This window comes from Lysinibacillus sp. NPDC096418 (assembly GCF_044762775.1).
Lineage (GTDB): Bacteria > Bacillota > Bacilli > Bacillales_A > Planococcaceae > Lysinibacillus.
In genome coordinates this window covers 25,316-41,050 of sequence record NZ_JBIWEY010000030.1, presented here as the reverse complement: position 1 = coordinate 41,050, position 15,735 = coordinate 25,316, and the positions used below count along the sequence as shown (strand labels likewise).

The following is a 15,735-nucleotide window of genomic DNA, read 5'->3' as shown; positions in this document are numbered from 1 at the left end:
TTTGACCTTTCGTAAATCTCGAATTTTTAACTAAAGCTTAATCATAAAACTCCATATGCATTTTTGCTTCTTTATAATAGTCAAGCCTATCTTGTAAAGTCCCTGAATGAAATTCAAATTTATGACCATCCGGGTCTATAAAATAGATAGATTTCTTGTCTCTTTCATCTCTTGATCGTCCTGAAAGGATTTTTACATTTAAACTCACTAGTTTCTGATACATATTATCGAGTTCTTCTTCGTCTATTGAAAAAGCTGTATGTGTATATGATTGGCTAATTTCATTACGAGGTATATCCTTTTCTTCATTAAGTGCAAGCCATAAACCATTTAGATCAAAATAAGCAGTACTCCTACCTTGAACTAATAACTTCGCATCAAAAACTTTTTGATAAAATTTTATCGAATCATTCAAGTTAGAAACTGAAAATAACAAGTGATTAAGGCCTTTAATTACCACATAAACCTCCTACGAAGAATCCTATATTATTCATATCTCTATAAAACCCAAAATAGTTAAAAAGCTAATTTGCCCCGCTAGCGGATAAGTAAAGTTCATAGCACTCCATCCATAAATTCATTGAGATTTTCTTCAGAAATTACTTTTAAGCCATTTCTTCTCATTAGGGCTGTTGTAACTCCAATACCTAGAATTTTTTTCCCTATAAATTCACCATTATAAATCATTGAGCTACCGCAAGATGGGCTGTATTCCTTTAGGATAATAGTTGTTGCCCTCAACTCTTGAGCTTTCTTTAATGTTACGTATGCACCTTTAATATATAATTCAGTAACATCTTTACCTGACTTTTCAACAACTATTGCCTTCCCATCTAATACATCTTCCCCATCTCCTCCAACGATCTCAGCAGGCTCTCTTGGCGTTAAAAACCCACCAAGTAGTTCTGGACAAACAGAAATGGCTTTATTTTCTGATAATAGTTTGTGTATTCTATTATCTAAACTATCTGTTCCGTTATATCTTACTTTTTACCCTGCCAAACAAGAACTAACTAATATCAATCTTTCCACCTCTAAATAAATAAGAATATTGCTAATATTATCACTTTCCCGACATATTAACTACTATCTCTTATTGAGCAAACCTGCCCAGTTCGATTAACAAGGCTAGGTAAAGTAAGAATCATTACAAAACAGTGCTTTAAAATAAATATGTAATCCAGTGAAAAAAGCCTATTAATTTACTGATTAGCTATTTGATAGAATTCATTAACTCGTGGAAGTAATTTGGATTATGAGTCTTATAAAGGTTGAACCATGAATGTAATGTTTCTGGTGCAAATACATCGAGCAGCTTCAATACTTGCATCGCAAATTCCAATGGAGCTATTCCTGATGCAGTAACTAAATTCCTATCAGTTACTGCAGCTTCCATTTCATAATATTTTTCTCCACAATAATTAGGACAAATCATTTTCATATATTCTAAATCGTTGCTTGTATGCTTTCTTGAATCTAACAATCCCATCTTTGCTAGCCCTACTGTTGCACCACAAATCGCCGCAATAACAGTTCCTTGTTTTATAGATTTAGAAACTTTTTTCAATATGGGTTCGTGTATTTCCTCTAACCAAGTATTCCCCCCTGGAAGGATTACAACATCATTACTTTCCAAAATACACTCTTCAATAGAAATACTAGGTAGTATTTTCACCCCACCCATTGTAGTAACTGTTTTTTTATCAATACCTACTGTAACTACTTCTAAAGGCGCTAGTTCTTTTTTAAAATACCTTCCCGAGTTGAGTTCAGCGATCAAATAACCTACCTCCCAGTCTGACATCGTATCAAATACATAAAGATACACATTTTTTGTAAACATAATACGCACTCCTTTCGCTTGATATTCTCTATTATAAAAAAACTTTACTGACATCCTTTGTCAGTAAAGTTATCAAACTTGATAAAAATCAATTAACTCATATAGAACTTCAATAAGTTTTTGCTTCAAGCTTATTGGTTCTATTACTTGAATAGATTTGCCATAGGGTAAAAGTAAATAAGGTACATATGTATGAATGGCATCTTCCTCTAGTAGAAATATCACTTCCTTTGAAGTCCGTTCTTTGAAATGATGTCCTAGAAACCAATGCTGGCATAAGTCATCCAACGCACTTGTCTTCCCTCTAAGCACTAGCGGTATAAGCTTTTGCTTATCTTCTACTTTAGGAAGTAGGTTTTTCATAAAAAATTCACTTGCCGAAAAATTCTTTGGACGGTTGAAGGTAATTTCTGTTTGAATGATACTGATTATTCGCCCCACTCTAAAACTGCGGATTTCATTCCTTAACTGACAAAACGCAATGACATACCAGTTAATATTCCAATAAATAATTCCATATGGATCAACAATCCTGCGCTTTGCTTGCTCTTCACGACTTGTACGGTATTCGATTTCTACAGATGATTCGTTTACTATACTTTGCTCCAATTCCCTCAATATTGGCTCCGTGGATGATTTTCCGATTGGGCTTATTACTTCAAGCCCTTCTAACTGTTGCTTGACCAATCTTTCCTGCTCTTGATTTGAATACATTTTTAGCTTTGATGTTGCGCTGTCTAATGCCTCCCCTAAAAAATAACCTGCTTCTTTTGCAAAATCAGCAGCATGTAGTAATGCAGTTTGCTCATTTATATCAAAAAGTAGAGGACTTTCAATAAAATTATTCAATAGGGTATATCCCCCATTATGACCTGTTTCAGATATGATCGGCACACCACTGGCAGAAAGTGCATCAATATAACGGTAAACAGTTCTTATATTAATCTCTAACTTTTCAGATATCTGTTTTGCAGTAATTTTCCTACCTGTATTCAACATCCATAGAATCGCCATCATATTATCAATTTTAGCCATAAGATTTCACCTCATTATTCCACTCGATTATGTTAGAACAGTCACTTGTTTTAGATGGAAAAATGAATCTATAAAATACCTCCCTACCTTATTCAACAATTTCAATATTATTGCATTCTCCAAGTTATATCTTGTGTCTTTCCCTTCAATGTCAAAATCTGTACGTCCCTCAATTTTATACTGTACAGGCGGGAAATGCATATTAGCCATTAAAAAAAACGCTTCTTCTGTGTACGCATTTCCATCCTTTAATCTGATAACGTTCCACCGAAGAACTGATATTGCTCTGTAATTATTTGCCCACTTTCGATTGGTGTAATGTTATGCGGTAAGGTCATCATAGCATCGTATCGATAATCTTCTGTCAAATTCGTGGTGTTTAGTAATATCCACGAACCACCATGTCCAAGTTCAACTTTATCATCAACCTTATAAGTGAGTTCAGCGACAATATTCGGCTTTTCTCCCGACTGATATTGAGCCTTCTTCCTTGTTAAACGAAAAGTAAATAACTCTTGCTCCACGTCACTTTCCTCAACATTGTCATATTATTTGAACCATCCTCTGCAGTTTCTGAACTACAAGCAGTTAAAAATATTGCCAGTAGTATTGTAATTAATAAACGTTAATTTTTTCCTCCTCTTTCAATTGGTGCTTTTTTATTCAATTTATTATAGAATACTATTCAATAAGTTGTCCTAAAAATATTTATTTACTGAAAAAGGGCCTTCTCAATCGTACTCGAGACGTCCCTTTTTTGCATTTTAAACAATTGCTATTATAAGTATTTCAACACAACGAACTGTATATTTTATTAAGAAGTTCTAATCGTTCCTTGTCCATATACTGGACGCCCCTCAATATACGTAGCAAGGATATAGATATCCTTTATTTCCTGTGGATTCACTGTAGTCGGATCCGCTTCTAATACGGCAAAATCAGCATTTTTACCAATCTCAATACTTCCTGATATAGCTTCATCAAAATTCAATTTTGCTCCATAGATGGTCATGGATTTCAATGCGGTTTCCACATCTATACGCTGTTCTGGCCCCAAAACATAGCCGTCCTTCGTTAAGCGATTAACGGCTGCCCACACGGAAAACAGCGGTGAAATAGGTGTGACTGGACAATCTGAGTGGAGCGTAAACAAAAGATTGGAGCTCATCGCTTCATGTAATGGGCTAATACGCTTTGCCCGCTCTGGCCCTAAGAAAATTTCTCGATGTCGATCGCCCCAATAATACACATGATTAATAAAGACGCAGTAACAGGATTGATGGAACGATTTCAGGGCATTGGTACGTATTATTTGGATAGTTACCTTTACTGGTAGCTTGAGTTACATAAAAACTTGGCATTTGAAAATCGGGTAGAGCAAATGCTTATTTCAACTTGTCAAAAATCTAACTATTTCACAATTGAAGCAATAAGAAAAGGCAAAGAGCACCATTTATCAGATGCTTTTTAAGCGGATTCAGTGGTTTACTGTTATTCAATTAGCGAAGCAAAAAGAGGTTTTCGCTGAACTAATATGGTAAATTTGATAAAACGTGGAATCTTTTTTATTGTTTCTCCTTATAATATAAAATACAATATATATGCGTGTGTTTTTATACTACTAGATTTTTTGTAAGTAAAAGTGTGGGGTGGTTAATTGAATTTTATTACTTGGTCAATTATTGCAGCAGAAATTGGTTTTTGGATTGTTATAATACTCGGTCTAACTTTACGTTATGTATATAACTTTAAAAAAATGGGATCGTTCTTTTTACTTCTAACACCCGTGATTGATTTGTTTCTGTTAATCGTAACTGCTATAGATCTATTAAAGGGTGGAAATGCAACTACGTCTCACGCTATTGCTGCTATCTATTTAGGTGTGTCGATTGCTTTTGGAAAGAGTATCGTTCGTTGGGCTGATGAAAGGTTCTTATACTACATAAAAAAAGAGGGAACAAAACCTGAAAAAAAGACTGGTTTCGCATATGCTCGTAATTCTTTGAAAGGGTCTTTTCAGCATTTATTTGCATATATCATCGGAGCAGGATTTTTATTAATATTGATATACTTAGTAAATGATGCGGACCGTAGCTCTAAACTTTTTGAAACACTAAAAGTATGGTCTTTAGTACTGGGAATTGATTTTATCATATCTATTTCATATTTCATTTGGCCACGAGGAAAATAGTTATTTTACATAGAAGTAAGTAAAATATTTTAAAAATAATGAATGTTTTTTCTTCAACTAACCAGAGCCTTCGTTAAATTTTCGATTCACGAAATATCAAACCGAAAAGACAGATTTATCCTACACATTTTGTAGATTAAATCTGTCTTTAACAGCAACAATCTTTGAGAAAACAGCCTTCTTTAAAAACTCCATTAATGCATATCCTATTCTTTAGGATCCTCACCAAAACTAGGGGTTGATTTAAAATACAAATACCATATTTTGGTAAATAACCGTTCTTTTACTTTAATAAGTGCGTTATTCCTTGAAAGAAGAAAATATTGTTGCTGTCAGTACTACTGAAACGTTACAGATTTGAGACCTTTCACATAACGACAACATCAGCTACCTTTAAAACCTTTGCCCAATACATCACGGACATCATGGACGACAACAAATGCCAGTTCATCTACACTACTGACGGCTTTTTTCAATTGCATTAATTCTGGTTGGTTAATGACAATATAAAGAACTTCTTTTTGATTTTGGCTATAGCCACCACGGCCTTCTAAAATAGTCACGCCACGCGTCATGTTGTCGATGATATACTGACGAATCTCTTTTGAATGATCAGAAATAATCGTCACCGCAGTACGGCTATTCAATCCTTCAATCACATAATCAATCACTTTTGCACCTATAAACACAGCCACTAGTGTGTACATGGCCTTTTCCTGACCAATAATAAAAACAGATGCTGCAATAACGACAATATCAATGACAAGTACACCTTTACCCAAACTCCAACCTAAATATTGATTGGCTAACCGGGCTAAGATCGCAGACCCTCCGGAAGTCCCACCTGCCCTAAACATCATCCCAAGCCCTAGACCTACAAACACGCCTGCGAATAGAGCAGCCAGCAAGGTATCACCATTCACCTGATATGCCACATCTTCTGTAATGTATAGAAAGAATGATGAAAAAAGTATGCCTAATATTGTATAAATCGTCGTCTTCTTGTCAAAAAACTTATAACCTAATAATAAAAGAACAGCATTGATACTAAAGTTTACAATGCCTGGCGACCATCCGAATAAATAATACGTGACAACGGTGATCCCAATGACCCCGCCTTCAGACAACATGTTCGGGATTGCAAAATAGTTTATTCCAATGGCGAATATTAAGGACCCTATTATAATTAAAAATATTTCTTTGATGCGATGTTGTAACATAAAAGCCTCCTGTAAACTGTGACTGTCAAAATTCGTTATGTAGTTCATTTTAAGCAATATTATTTTAATTCGTTTTCATGAAACCAAAATTACTATTGTTAGTATGTTCACTTTTTTAGTATAGACACCTAAAAAAGAGTAAGAATGAATGAAAATTTTACGCTTTCATTGACACACAAAAAAGCACTACAAGTCGTTATGTTCTTCGACCTGTAGTGCTCTTGTTTAATATTCAATTTACAATCTAAACTTACGCACCATTTCTTGTAATTCAGATGATAACTGACCTAACGTCCGTGCTGAAGTCGAGATTTCTACCATTGTTGCATTTTGCTCTTCTGCAGCTGCAGCAACTGTTTGCGCTTGACTTGACGAACTTTCAGATAAGATAGATGCTTCATTTAATTGCCCTTTTATACTAAGTGTATTTGCATTTAACTGTTCAATAAATGCGGAAATATTTTCTGTTTGACTAGATACATTTTCAATCATTGAAGAAATACCTTGGAAGTTATCTTCTGATTTTTTCACTAGTGTTATGCCTTCATTTACATTATTTGTTGATTTTTCCATTGCAGTTATTGCTTCTGTCACTTCATGTTGTATCGCTACAATGACCTCACGAATTTGATTGGCTGCCACAGATGAATTTTCAGCTAATTTCCGAACTTCATCTGCTACTACAGCAAAGCCTTTTCCATATTCCCCAGCTCTGGCCGCTTCAATTGCTGCATTTAATGCAAGGAGGTTCGTTTGATCAGCAATTGCGGTAATCAGCCCAACAATTTGACTGATTTCAGTCGATTTTTCGCCTAATGATTGAACAACTTTTGATGTCGTGTCAGAAGATTGCTGAATGTTCATCATTTGTCTCATCGTTTGGTCCATCATATTTGAGCCAACCAAAGTATACTCCTTTGTCGATACCGCTAAATCCGACACTGCTAGCACAGAAGAAGTTGCTTGCTCCATTCCTGTCACCATTTCTGAGATAGCTTCATTACTATTTCTTGCACCTTGCACTTGTTGGTCTGCCCCTTCTGAAACATCCACCATAGCTCTTGTAATTTGTTCTGTCGCTCTAGTTGTTTCGTCGGCGCTTGCAGACAACTCCTCTGAAGTAGCAGCAACTGTCTGTATATGCTCTTGTAAGCCCCCAATTAAATCTCGATAATTTGCTAGCATACTATTAAAATCAGTCCCCAGTTGACCGATTTCATCCCTATTCTTGATATTTACAGGTTCAATTGCCAAATTACCCTCTGCCAATTGTTTAGCTTGTGCTGATAGTAATTCCACTGGTCTTTTAATCACGCGAACAAAGAAATAGATAATCCCAATCGTCAATAGTAAGGAAATTACACTCGCTGCAATTTGAAAAATAACTGTACTTTTAAATTCATCTGACCCATGATTAAGAATTTCCTCTGATTGCTGATCCAGTATAACCGTTAACTCATCTAGACTTTCTTGCACTTTTTTAAAGATCGTATCAACTTCATAATATTTCTGTATTGCTTGGGTCATATCCCCAGCGTTATTTAAACGAACCGCCTCATTATTCATTTCCACTAAGCCTGTCCAGCTAGACATTAACTGTTCATAAGCTGCTGTTCCCTGGTCAGTTTCCACGATTCTTCCATATGAACTCAATGATTGTTCTATCTGCTTTATGATTGTTTCAACTTCTTGCGCATATTGTTTCTTATATGACAAATCCTCAGAGATTAAACTTTGCTGAGTGCTAATATACATATTATTCGTTTGTTCCTTAATCTCATTAAGCAAGTTTATTTCAGGAATAATATCATTGTTTAGTGTCGATGTATTTTCATTCAATGTAAACGCACTTTTAATAGCAATTGCACTCATCAACAAAATTATTAACATTATAATTGAGAATGAAATACCTACTTTCTTACCTATTGTCCACTTCATGACTTTTCCCCCTCAAAGAATGTAAAAAAACAAACCAAAAGTAATTCTTTACCACCTTATATATATCGACTATAATCGGCGATTATTTAGCTATTTATAGAGTATATTTCACTAGTTCTTAATTTAGGTATATTAGCACATTCACTCAGAATAAAATTTCACTAGAAACAGGTACAAACCTATCCGAGGAACAGCTATATTATTTAGTTTCTAGGAGGGTAAAGTAGGTAATTTCAGATCACTTTTTCCTTTGTCGAAGATCTCATTAAGTATCGAAGTGTTTTTGACGAAAGTATAGAAACATTTTGCATGTAAAAGTTTTTTCATTTGATGGCTTGCTCCACCGCTGCAATGGCATGGATTACAGTTGTATCAAATATAGGTACCTGAACATCTTCCTGTTTAATGAGTAAACCAATCTCAGTACAGCCAAGAATGATACCGCATGCGCCTTCTTCAATTAACTTCTGAATTACCTTTAAATAATATTCTTTTGATGGTTGCTCTATAATTCCTAAACATAATTCTTCGTAAATAATACGATTCACGCCGTTACGTTCCTCTTCACCAGGTACAATAACTTCTATGCCTTGATTGCCAATTCGTTCTTTATAAAATGCTTGCTCCATAGTATATTTCGTACCGAGTAAACCAATTGTTTTTAATTTTGCTTTTTGTATTTGCGAAGCCGTAGCATCAGCAATATGTAAAATAGGAATGTTAATTTTTGCTTCAATTAGATCAACAACTTTATGCATCGTATTTGTGCAAATCACAATGAAATCAGCTCCCGCTTTTTCTAAGGAATGTGCCGCTTCCCCGAGTACAGCCCCAGCCCTTTCCCAGTTCCCTTTTGCCTGATAATGCTCTATTTCTTGAAAATCTACACTATACAGAATGCAAGTTGCCGAATGCAAACCACCAAGTTGTCGCTTCACTTCCATATTGATAAGTCGATAATATTCAGCTGAAGATTCCCAACTCATCCCACCGATTAGACCGATTGTTTTCATACTATACCTCCTAATATGTATATTGAATATTCATTTCTAAATATCGTCAAATTGCCGAAACTACCGTGGCTTCCTGTCCTTATTGAGCGACTCTTCACACATGTTGAGCGACTTTCTCATAACCTTGAGCGAACCTTCTCTCATGTTGAGCGACCTTTTCCCAACCTTGAGCGAACCTTCTCTCATATTGAGCGACTTTCTCACAACCTTGAGCGACTCCCCCCATATTGAGCGACCTCTCCATAACCTTGAGCGAACCTTCTCTCATGTTGAACGACTTTCTCACAACCTTGAGCGACTCTCCCCCATATAAAGCGACCTCTCCACAACCCTGAGCGATTCCCCACCCTTGTCGAGCTGTCTCCTACTAAAAACTTCACTAAAAATCCCCAAGCATCACGATATGGAATTAGGTGATGCTTAGGGATTCATTTGATTAATATTTAAATGACTGAATAGATTCTTGCAAATCAATCGCCATTTTCGATAGATGTGTGGAAGCAGCAGCTACTTCTTCCATCGCGGCATTTTGTTCTTCTGAAGAGGCCGCAACGCTTTGGACGTTATCACTTGATTGCATCGACACTTCGCTAATATAGTCGATTTCTTTTACAAGCTTTTCGATATCTTGATGAATTGCACGTATAGCAGCTGTTACCGCATGTGCTTGTTGCTCTACGTCATCGATAGCCCCGTCAATTTGTAGGAAGTTATCACGTGCAACATTTACTTTTTCTCGCCCTACTGATACAGAATCATTGCTTTGTTCCATATCCTCCTCAATTATTCGGGTAGTCTCTGTAATTTGAGCGACCACCTTTTCAATATCGCCAGCTGCGAGATTAGATTCGTCTGCAAGTTTACGAACTTCTTCTGCTACAACGGCAAAGCCTTTGCCGTGTTCTCCGCTTCGTGCCGCTTCAATCGAGGCATTGATGGCTAGTAAATTCGTTTGTGTAGCAATGCTTTTAATAACACTAACAGCAGAAGCAATTGCAGCTGTATTGTCGTCTAGATCTTTGACTCGTGTAGTTAGCTCAGCTGTGTTATCGGAAATTTCATTCATCTGCTCTATGACATTTCGTACCGATGCACGGCCTGCACTCGCCATCTTTTTTGTAGAAACTGTTGCATCATTTACATTATCGATGCTTGTTGAAATCTCATTCATTTTTTTGAAAATATGCGAGGATAGCCCTTTCACATCCGCAGTCAAAGTGTCTTGCTTCTCAATTCCTTGTGCAATGTCTTGAATCGATTCTGTTACGACTTCCGTCGCTTGTGTTACTTCCATACTGCTCGCAGTTAGCTGTTCGGATGTGGCAGCAACTTGTTCAGATGAATTCCCGACTTGTCTCATCGTCTGACGTAGTTTCGAGGACATTTTGTTAAAGGAATCAGCGAGCAATGCAAACTCGTCTTTCGTTTTAAATTGAAGATGCGTTTTTAAATCGCCCTCTGAAAACTTGTCCATTTCTGTAACTGTTTGTTGAATGTTTTTCGCTACACGGCGACCAAAAACGGTAGCAATAATGATACTAACAAGCAAAGAAACAATCAACAGCCCACCAATTTCTTTCGCACTCGTTAAACCACTTGCCTTTGTCTTAGCTATATTTGCCATCATTTCTTCATTTTTTGCTGTTGCCATCGTTTTCCCAAAAACAACTAATTTTTGCGAACCCTCACCAAGCACAGGTAAAGCCATTTGCTGTGCTTGCTCTTTGTCACCATTTTGAAAAAGAGGTACTATGTCCTCATCAATCGGTGTCTCCCATTCATTTAGCTGCACTAAAAACTTGTCAAAATCCGCATCTTTTAGACCTAGATCTTTTATGCGATTAACAGAACTATGTAAAGTATCACGAATTTCATGATGATTTTTCAGCATTTCTTCCTTGCCATATAACATGTACCCGCGAATTGCCGCATTCGCACGCACAGTTTGGAAAGAAATGTCGTTATAAAGATTAATCAGCTCTGTATCCTTCTCAATAGCTGCAAGTGTTTTACTATTAGAATCTAAATAATAGATAGAAATTCCTGCAATCAATATTAGAAATGCCAACACGATACCAAATGCAAATTGTAGTTTGCGTTCAACTGTAAGTTTCATAGTACAACCTCAATTCCCTAAATATGTATAGTCCTCTCGAGTATATCGCAAGTCTTTACTTCCTCCTATGACTCTTCTAGCAATTATATAAAATAATAGAGAACATATGACAAATATTAAAACTCCTATCAAATTGCATTGACTTTTCTCAGGAGTATTTTACTAGTTATTTACCAAATGCCCCATCTAGTCCGCCCATCGTTTTCTTCAGTTAAATATTGAAGGTCCTCAAATTGCTGAGCTTTTGCATGACGATACATCTTCTCAATTAATAGTGGATTTTTGCAATAAATATTAAAATACGTACAGTCCGATAGTAGAATAACAATTTCACAATCACTTTTCAAAAAATCCTCATATGTAGTTATTACTGTAAACTGCTCACTTGGATAGCCTTTCAAGTCCATAAAAATCGTGTAATAGGAATCTTTCCGAAGTCTCATCTGTAAATCCGCTCCGGTAATGCCACGCTCATATTCATCGTCTGAGAAAAATGATTCAGTAAAATTATTCTGTTCTACAAAATATGCATCACTATTGCCAACCTTCCACATATATCTTGCTAAATCCACCGGTGCTAATATGTTCCCTAAACTTTGCCCATGTTCATTAGGAATGCTACACCCTATTCCTCTATACATCCTATTCACCTCAAATTCGAAATCTTATCTGTATACAAACTGAATTTATTAGGCTGATTCAAACTCTTCTTTCTATACTATTATAGTTGAAATATTTTTGACCATTCATCACAAAAAGTCGGGGATGACATTTGATGAAAGAGTATAATGCTTACAGATAACTGCATTTTTCGTTACAACTGGCCACTGGAGCGAGGTTGGAGACTAAAACACCACACTACATGACAACACACAGCAGTACGGAAATCCACCCACACGTAATGGTGATGAGCTATAATACTGTTTAATAACAATTTAAAGGAAGGGGTTTTTAAATGAGCAAACCAGAATTGTATGTCAGTTTAGTGGTAGGTCCAAATTGCGATATGGAATCTTTTGCCTTACGATCAACACTCGAGTATTTCGGTGCTAGAGTTACTGTTCATTGGATAGGACGACCAAATGTTCTTGTTGATGTACTATCTGGAGAAGATCGAGATGACAAAATGGATTATCTAATTTTAAATTTTCATGGAGATGAGGGTAGACTTTGTATGCCTGAACTAGGTGAGGATATCTATGAGGATGGTGAGCCTAGAGGGGAATTTTTTGATGAACAAGATGTTATGCGATATTCAAATTTAGAAAATGTAAAGGTAATAGCAACAGGTTGTACATTAGGAGACGAACGATTAGCAAAAGCATTCCTTAAGAGTGGTTGTCATTCTTATATAGGGCCAGATGATTACATAGGTGGGAATGCAAATTTAATGTTTGTTGTGAAATTCATGTACGAAATCATAAATAACCATAAAAGTCAGGAAGAAGCATTTGAGATTGCAAAAGCGATCGATGAGGAAACCTTTATGTACCAACTCTATTTATCCTAAATTATAAAAAACGTAGCCTGTTTGCCGGCTACGTTTTTAAATTTACTGAATACTACTAAGTTTACAATAGTACCACAATTTGGACAGTAAGAAGAAAGCGAAGATGTCGTTTCTACTAAAAATTGATTGTATAAGTTCTGATATTAAAAATCATCAAACTTTTTTCTTACCTTCTTTCGAAACTTAAAGCCAGATCGGTTAGTATATACCTCATTCCTTTTCTCTACTTTATCCATCCTCAATCCAAACGATTATCCTAATTAGCGTTATGTTTAAATAGAATAATCAAATTGGATATTCACACTATAATCCGAATCCCCAAAATGGATATCTGATATTCTCAATAATCAAGTCCTACTAGTATATTCTCACCGCTTTTACGAGTATTTACCTTCTCTCCGAGCATATTCACAACTACTGAAAATGACAACGCTCACATTTGTAGCAAGATTGGCTAACTAATTACCTCTCACGGTCACGGGGATGCGTCGGCAAAATAGCATTAAATAATTCGCGTGCAGCAGGATGTTTAATAGAAGCGTCTTTACTTACTTCGTCTACTAGTTGTCCTTGATGCATCACAAGTATTCGATCTGAAATAAAACGAGTAGCATTTAAATCATGTGAGATAAAAATATACGATAATTTCAATTGATGCTGCAAAGCTTGTAGTAACGTTAAAATTTGTTTCTGCAAGATCATATCAAGGCTACTTATTGCTTCATCCAAAACAATCAACTTAGGGTTGATAGCTATTGCCCGGGCAATACATACACGTTGCTGTTGTCCACCACTTAATTGGGAAGGGAATTTATGTACAACTTCATTTACTAACCCCACACAATCTAATAATTCTTCTACCTTATGACGTCGTTCATCTCTCGAATAATTTTCAAAATTGAGCAAAGGTTCTTCTATTATTTCCATAACAGTTTGTCTAGGATTTAATGAGTTAAAGCTATTTTGAAATACCGCCTGTAAGTCTCTTCGAATCTGTTTTTTCTTCTGATTATCTGCTTGATATAAGTAAACGTCATCAAATCGCACTGTCCCACTAGTTGGCTCCTCTAAACCTAAAATAATTCTGCTTAACGTACTTTTACCAGAACCACTTTGTCCAACAAGCCCTAAACATTCGCCTGCTTGAAGTGATAAAGTTACATCCTCTAGCACTGGCACTACTTGCTTTTTTTGTAACAATGACGATCGTACTTCATAATGCTTCGTAACATTTTTCACTTCTAATAATGACATCTATACACCTCTAAACAATAAGCCTTGATTGTAAAAGCTCTTTCGTATATGGATGCTTGGGATTATCAAAACAATCATAAACGTTGGTTTGCTCAACAATCTCACCTTTGTATATGACTGCAACATCATCCGCAAGTTCTGCAATAACGCCCAAATCATGTGTCACAATAATAATACCTGCACCTGTTTCTGTTCGAATTTGATCAAATAATGATAGTATATTTTTCTGGTTGACTGTATCTAGTGCTGTAGTCGGTTCATCTGCTATGACAAGCTTTGATTGCATCGAAAGCGATAAAGCAATCATCACACGCTGAAGCATCCCACCACTTAATTGAAATGGATAATAAGTTAATAGTTTCTCTGGATTCGGCAAGTTTACTTTTCTCATATAATAAATTGCTGTTTGTTTTATTTCTTTTTTGTTCATCGGAAAATGTGCCTTTAATGTTTCACGAAAATGCATTTCAATCGTTTGTATACTATCAAGTGATGCTGACGGGTTTTGCATAATCATCGATATCTGTTTACCCCTAATCGCTCTCATCTTATCTTCCGGTAGCATCGATAAGTCGTGTTGATTATAAAGTATTTTGCCACTCTCTTTTTGTGCGTAGGTTGGAAGTGCTTGCATAATTGCTTGGCACAACATCGATTTTCCACTACCACTTTCACCAATAATCCCTAATACACGCCCTTTATAGGCGGTCAAATTAATATTTTGCAAAATGCGCTTCTCACCAATTTTTACGGTTAAATCTTGGACGCTTAAAATTGGCTCGAATGATGTTTCACTCTCCATAGCTACCCCTTTTGAAATACTGATTTCTTGCTACCTGCCAATACATTGACGATTAGCACAACGAAGATAATTGCTATCCCTGGATACAACATAAGTTCAGGATGTTGTCGAATATACTGCTTACCCTCACTAATCATCATGCCCCATTCAGGCGTAGGTGCTTGAACACCAAGTCCTATAAAAGAAAACCCAGCAATTTCTAAAATAACTTTTCCTAAATCAAGAGATACGATTGTTAACAATGGTGTCATCGTATTCGGTATAAAGTGTCTAACAATCAATTTCAATCCCGATGTCCCACTAACCCTCGCTGCTTGAATATACTCTTTTTCCTTAATACTAATAAATAAGCCCCTTAAAATTCTCGAATAATAGATCCCTTGCGTGAATATCAAAGCGAATAATACATTTTTTAAACTTGGCCCTAAAATACCAAGCAGTCCAAATGCCAATACGAGGGTCGGGAAAGCTAATAAAATATCACATAGGCGAATAAATAAAAAATCTACAATTCCACCTTTAAAGGCAGCTGTCGCACCAATGCATATAGCAAGAGCACTCGCAACAATTTGAATAAATACTGCAGCCCCTACAGAATAACGAATACCCAGCAATAAACGTGAGAATATACATCTTCCCAAATGGTCAGTTCCAAGCGGATACTCCCATGAAGGTGGTAAAAACTTGTTTGTAACCTCTACAAAGTACGGATCATTCGGCATTATCCACGTTGCAAAAAGCCCAAGAAATCCAATCAATACAAGTACAATTACACAAAATAGTTGTCTAGGATTTAACTTAAACCTTTTCACA

15 protein-coding genes and 2 pseudogenes are annotated in these 15,735 nt (G+C 36.0%); 3 read left to right on the top strand and 14 right to left on the bottom strand.

Annotation, left to right across the window (positions count from 1 at the left end; translation table 11 throughout):
• Window positions 1–37 precede the first annotated feature (37 nt).
• From fosM to ACIQZG_RS18565, 6 genes and pseudogenes are all read right to left on the bottom strand, one after another.
• Entirely contained in the window at window positions 38–460 is a 423-nt protein-coding gene (fosM, locus tag ACIQZG_RS18590; RefSeq protein WP_402756955.1) for a FosM family fosfomycin resistance protein, read from the bottom strand.
• 95 nt (window positions 461–555) lie between these two features.
• Window positions 556–1,023 (bottom strand): annotated as a pseudogene (locus tag ACIQZG_RS18585) (2-thiouracil desulfurase family protein).
• Between the two features lie 190 nt (window positions 1,024–1,213).
• Window positions 1,214–1,843: a type 1 glutamine amidotransferase family protein gene (locus ACIQZG_RS18580; RefSeq protein WP_402756954.1), complete on the bottom strand. Its 630-nt coding sequence runs from the start codon at window positions 1,841–1,843 to the stop codon at window positions 1,214–1,216.
• 72 nt (window positions 1,844–1,915) lie between these two features.
• Window positions 1,916–2,878 (bottom strand): helix-turn-helix transcriptional regulator, encoded by a 963-nt coding sequence (locus ACIQZG_RS18575; protein WP_402756953.1) that lies wholly within the window; start codon window positions 2,876–2,878, stop codon window positions 1,916–1,918.
• Window positions 2,879–3,126: 248 nt separating this feature from the next.
• Entirely contained in the window at window positions 3,127–3,402 is a 276-nt protein-coding gene (locus ACIQZG_RS18570; protein WP_402756952.1) for a hypothetical protein, read from the bottom strand.
• A 290-nt stretch (window positions 3,403–3,692) separates the two neighbouring features.
• Window positions 3,693–4,136 (bottom strand): amidohydrolase family protein, encoded by a 444-nt coding sequence (locus ACIQZG_RS18565; RefSeq protein WP_402756983.1) that lies wholly within the window; start codon window positions 4,134–4,136, stop codon window positions 3,693–3,695.
• Between the two features lie 21 nt (window positions 4,137–4,157).
• On the opposite strand from ACIQZG_RS18565, the pseudogene ACIQZG_RS18560 reads away from it, so the two are divergent.
• Window positions 4,158–4,349 (top strand): annotated as a pseudogene (locus ACIQZG_RS18560) (hypothetical protein); the annotation flags it as partial.
• 186 nt (window positions 4,350–4,535) lie between these two features.
• On the top strand, window positions 4,536–5,069 hold the full coding sequence (locus tag ACIQZG_RS18555; RefSeq protein WP_132358150.1) for a hypothetical protein: 534 nt from the start codon (window positions 4,536–4,538) through the stop codon (window positions 5,067–5,069).
• 383 nt (window positions 5,070–5,452) lie between these two features.
• Here the strand turns inward: ACIQZG_RS18555 and ACIQZG_RS18550 are convergent, their stop codons facing one another.
• From ACIQZG_RS18550 to ACIQZG_RS18530, 5 genes are all read right to left on the bottom strand, one after another.
• Window positions 5,453–6,289: a YitT family protein gene (locus tag ACIQZG_RS18550; protein WP_402756951.1), complete on the bottom strand. Its 837-nt coding sequence runs from the start codon at window positions 6,287–6,289 to the stop codon at window positions 5,453–5,455.
• Window positions 6,290–6,526: 237 nt separating this feature from the next.
• Window positions 6,527–8,227, bottom strand: a complete 1,701-nt coding sequence (locus ACIQZG_RS18545) for a methyl-accepting chemotaxis protein (protein WP_402756950.1) — start codon at window positions 8,225–8,227, stop codon at window positions 6,527–6,529.
• Window positions 8,228–8,550: 323 nt separating this feature from the next.
• Window positions 8,551–9,240: an aspartate/glutamate racemase family protein gene (locus ACIQZG_RS18540; protein WP_402756949.1), complete on the bottom strand. Its 690-nt coding sequence runs from the start codon at window positions 9,238–9,240 to the stop codon at window positions 8,551–8,553.
• Window positions 9,241–9,676: 436 nt separating this feature from the next.
• A complete protein-coding gene (locus ACIQZG_RS18535) occupies window positions 9,677–11,356 on the bottom strand; it encodes a methyl-accepting chemotaxis protein (RefSeq protein WP_402756948.1) in 1,680 nt (559 codons plus the stop codon).
• A gap of 170 nt (window positions 11,357–11,526) precedes the next feature.
• Entirely contained in the window at window positions 11,527–11,997 is a 471-nt protein-coding gene (locus tag ACIQZG_RS18530) for a DUF2691 family protein (protein ID WP_402756947.1), read from the bottom strand.
• A 314-nt stretch (window positions 11,998–12,311) separates the two neighbouring features.
• On the opposite strand from ACIQZG_RS18530, the gene ACIQZG_RS18525 reads away from it, so the two are divergent.
• On the top strand, window positions 12,312–12,866 hold the full coding sequence (locus ACIQZG_RS18525) for a delta-aminolevulinic acid dehydratase (protein WP_402756946.1): 555 nt from the start codon (window positions 12,312–12,314) through the stop codon (window positions 12,864–12,866).
• 462 nt (window positions 12,867–13,328) lie between these two features.
• On the opposite strand, the gene ACIQZG_RS18520 is transcribed toward ACIQZG_RS18525, so the two are convergent.
• From ACIQZG_RS18520 to ACIQZG_RS18510, 3 genes are read right to left on the bottom strand one after another with little or no spacing between them, the layout of a single operon-like run.
• Window positions 13,329–14,120: an ATP-binding cassette domain-containing protein gene (locus ACIQZG_RS18520; RefSeq protein WP_402756945.1), complete on the bottom strand. Its 792-nt coding sequence runs from the start codon at window positions 14,118–14,120 to the stop codon at window positions 13,329–13,331.
• Between the two features lie 10 nt (window positions 14,121–14,130).
• The gene (locus ACIQZG_RS18515) at window positions 14,131–14,922 is read right to left on the bottom strand and encodes an ABC transporter ATP-binding protein (protein ID WP_402756944.1); all 792 of its coding nucleotides are present in this window, start codon (window positions 14,920–14,922) and stop codon (window positions 14,131–14,133) included.
• Between the two features lie 2 nt (window positions 14,923–14,924).
• Window positions 14,925–15,734, bottom strand: coding sequence for an ABC transporter permease subunit (locus ACIQZG_RS18510; protein ID WP_402756943.1), 810 nt, complete (start codon window positions 15,732–15,734; stop codon window positions 14,925–14,927).
• Window position 15,735: the final 1 nt, after the last annotated feature.

Excerpts from the sequence above, each read along its gene's own strand:
- ACIQZG_RS18580 (WP_402756954.1), bottom strand. The coding sequence starts at position 1,843 with ATGTTTACAAAAAATGTGTATCTTTATGTATTTGATACGATGTCAGAC.
- ACIQZG_RS18575 (WP_402756953.1), bottom strand. The coding sequence starts at position 2,878 with ATGGCTAAAATTGATAATATGATGGCGATTCTATGGATGTTGAATACA.
- ACIQZG_RS18550 (WP_402756951.1), bottom strand. The coding sequence starts at position 6,289 with ATGTTACAACATCGCATCAAAGAAATATTTTTAATTATAATAGGGTCC.
- ACIQZG_RS18545 (WP_402756950.1), bottom strand. The coding sequence starts at position 8,227 with ATGAAGTGGACAATAGGTAAGAAAGTAGGTATTTCATTCTCAATTATA.
- ACIQZG_RS18540 (WP_402756949.1), bottom strand. The coding sequence starts at position 9,240 with ATGAAAACAATCGGTCTAATCGGTGGGATGAGTTGGGAATCTTCAGCT.
- ACIQZG_RS18535 (WP_402756948.1), bottom strand. The coding sequence starts at position 11,356 with ATGAAACTTACAGTTGAACGCAAACTACAATTTGCATTTGGTATCGTG.
- ACIQZG_RS18530 (WP_402756947.1), bottom strand. The coding sequence starts at position 11,997 with ATGTATAGAGGAATAGGGTGTAGCATTCCTAATGAACATGGGCAAAGT.
- ACIQZG_RS18525 (WP_402756946.1), top strand. The coding sequence starts at position 12,312 with ATGAGCAAACCAGAATTGTATGTCAGTTTAGTGGTAGGTCCAAATTGC.
- ACIQZG_RS18520 (WP_402756945.1), bottom strand. The coding sequence starts at position 14,120 with ATGTCATTATTAGAAGTGAAAAATGTTACGAAGCATTATGAAGTACGA.
- ACIQZG_RS18515 (WP_402756944.1), bottom strand. The coding sequence starts at position 14,922 with ATGGAGAGTGAAACATCATTCGAGCCAATTTTAAGCGTCCAAGATTTA.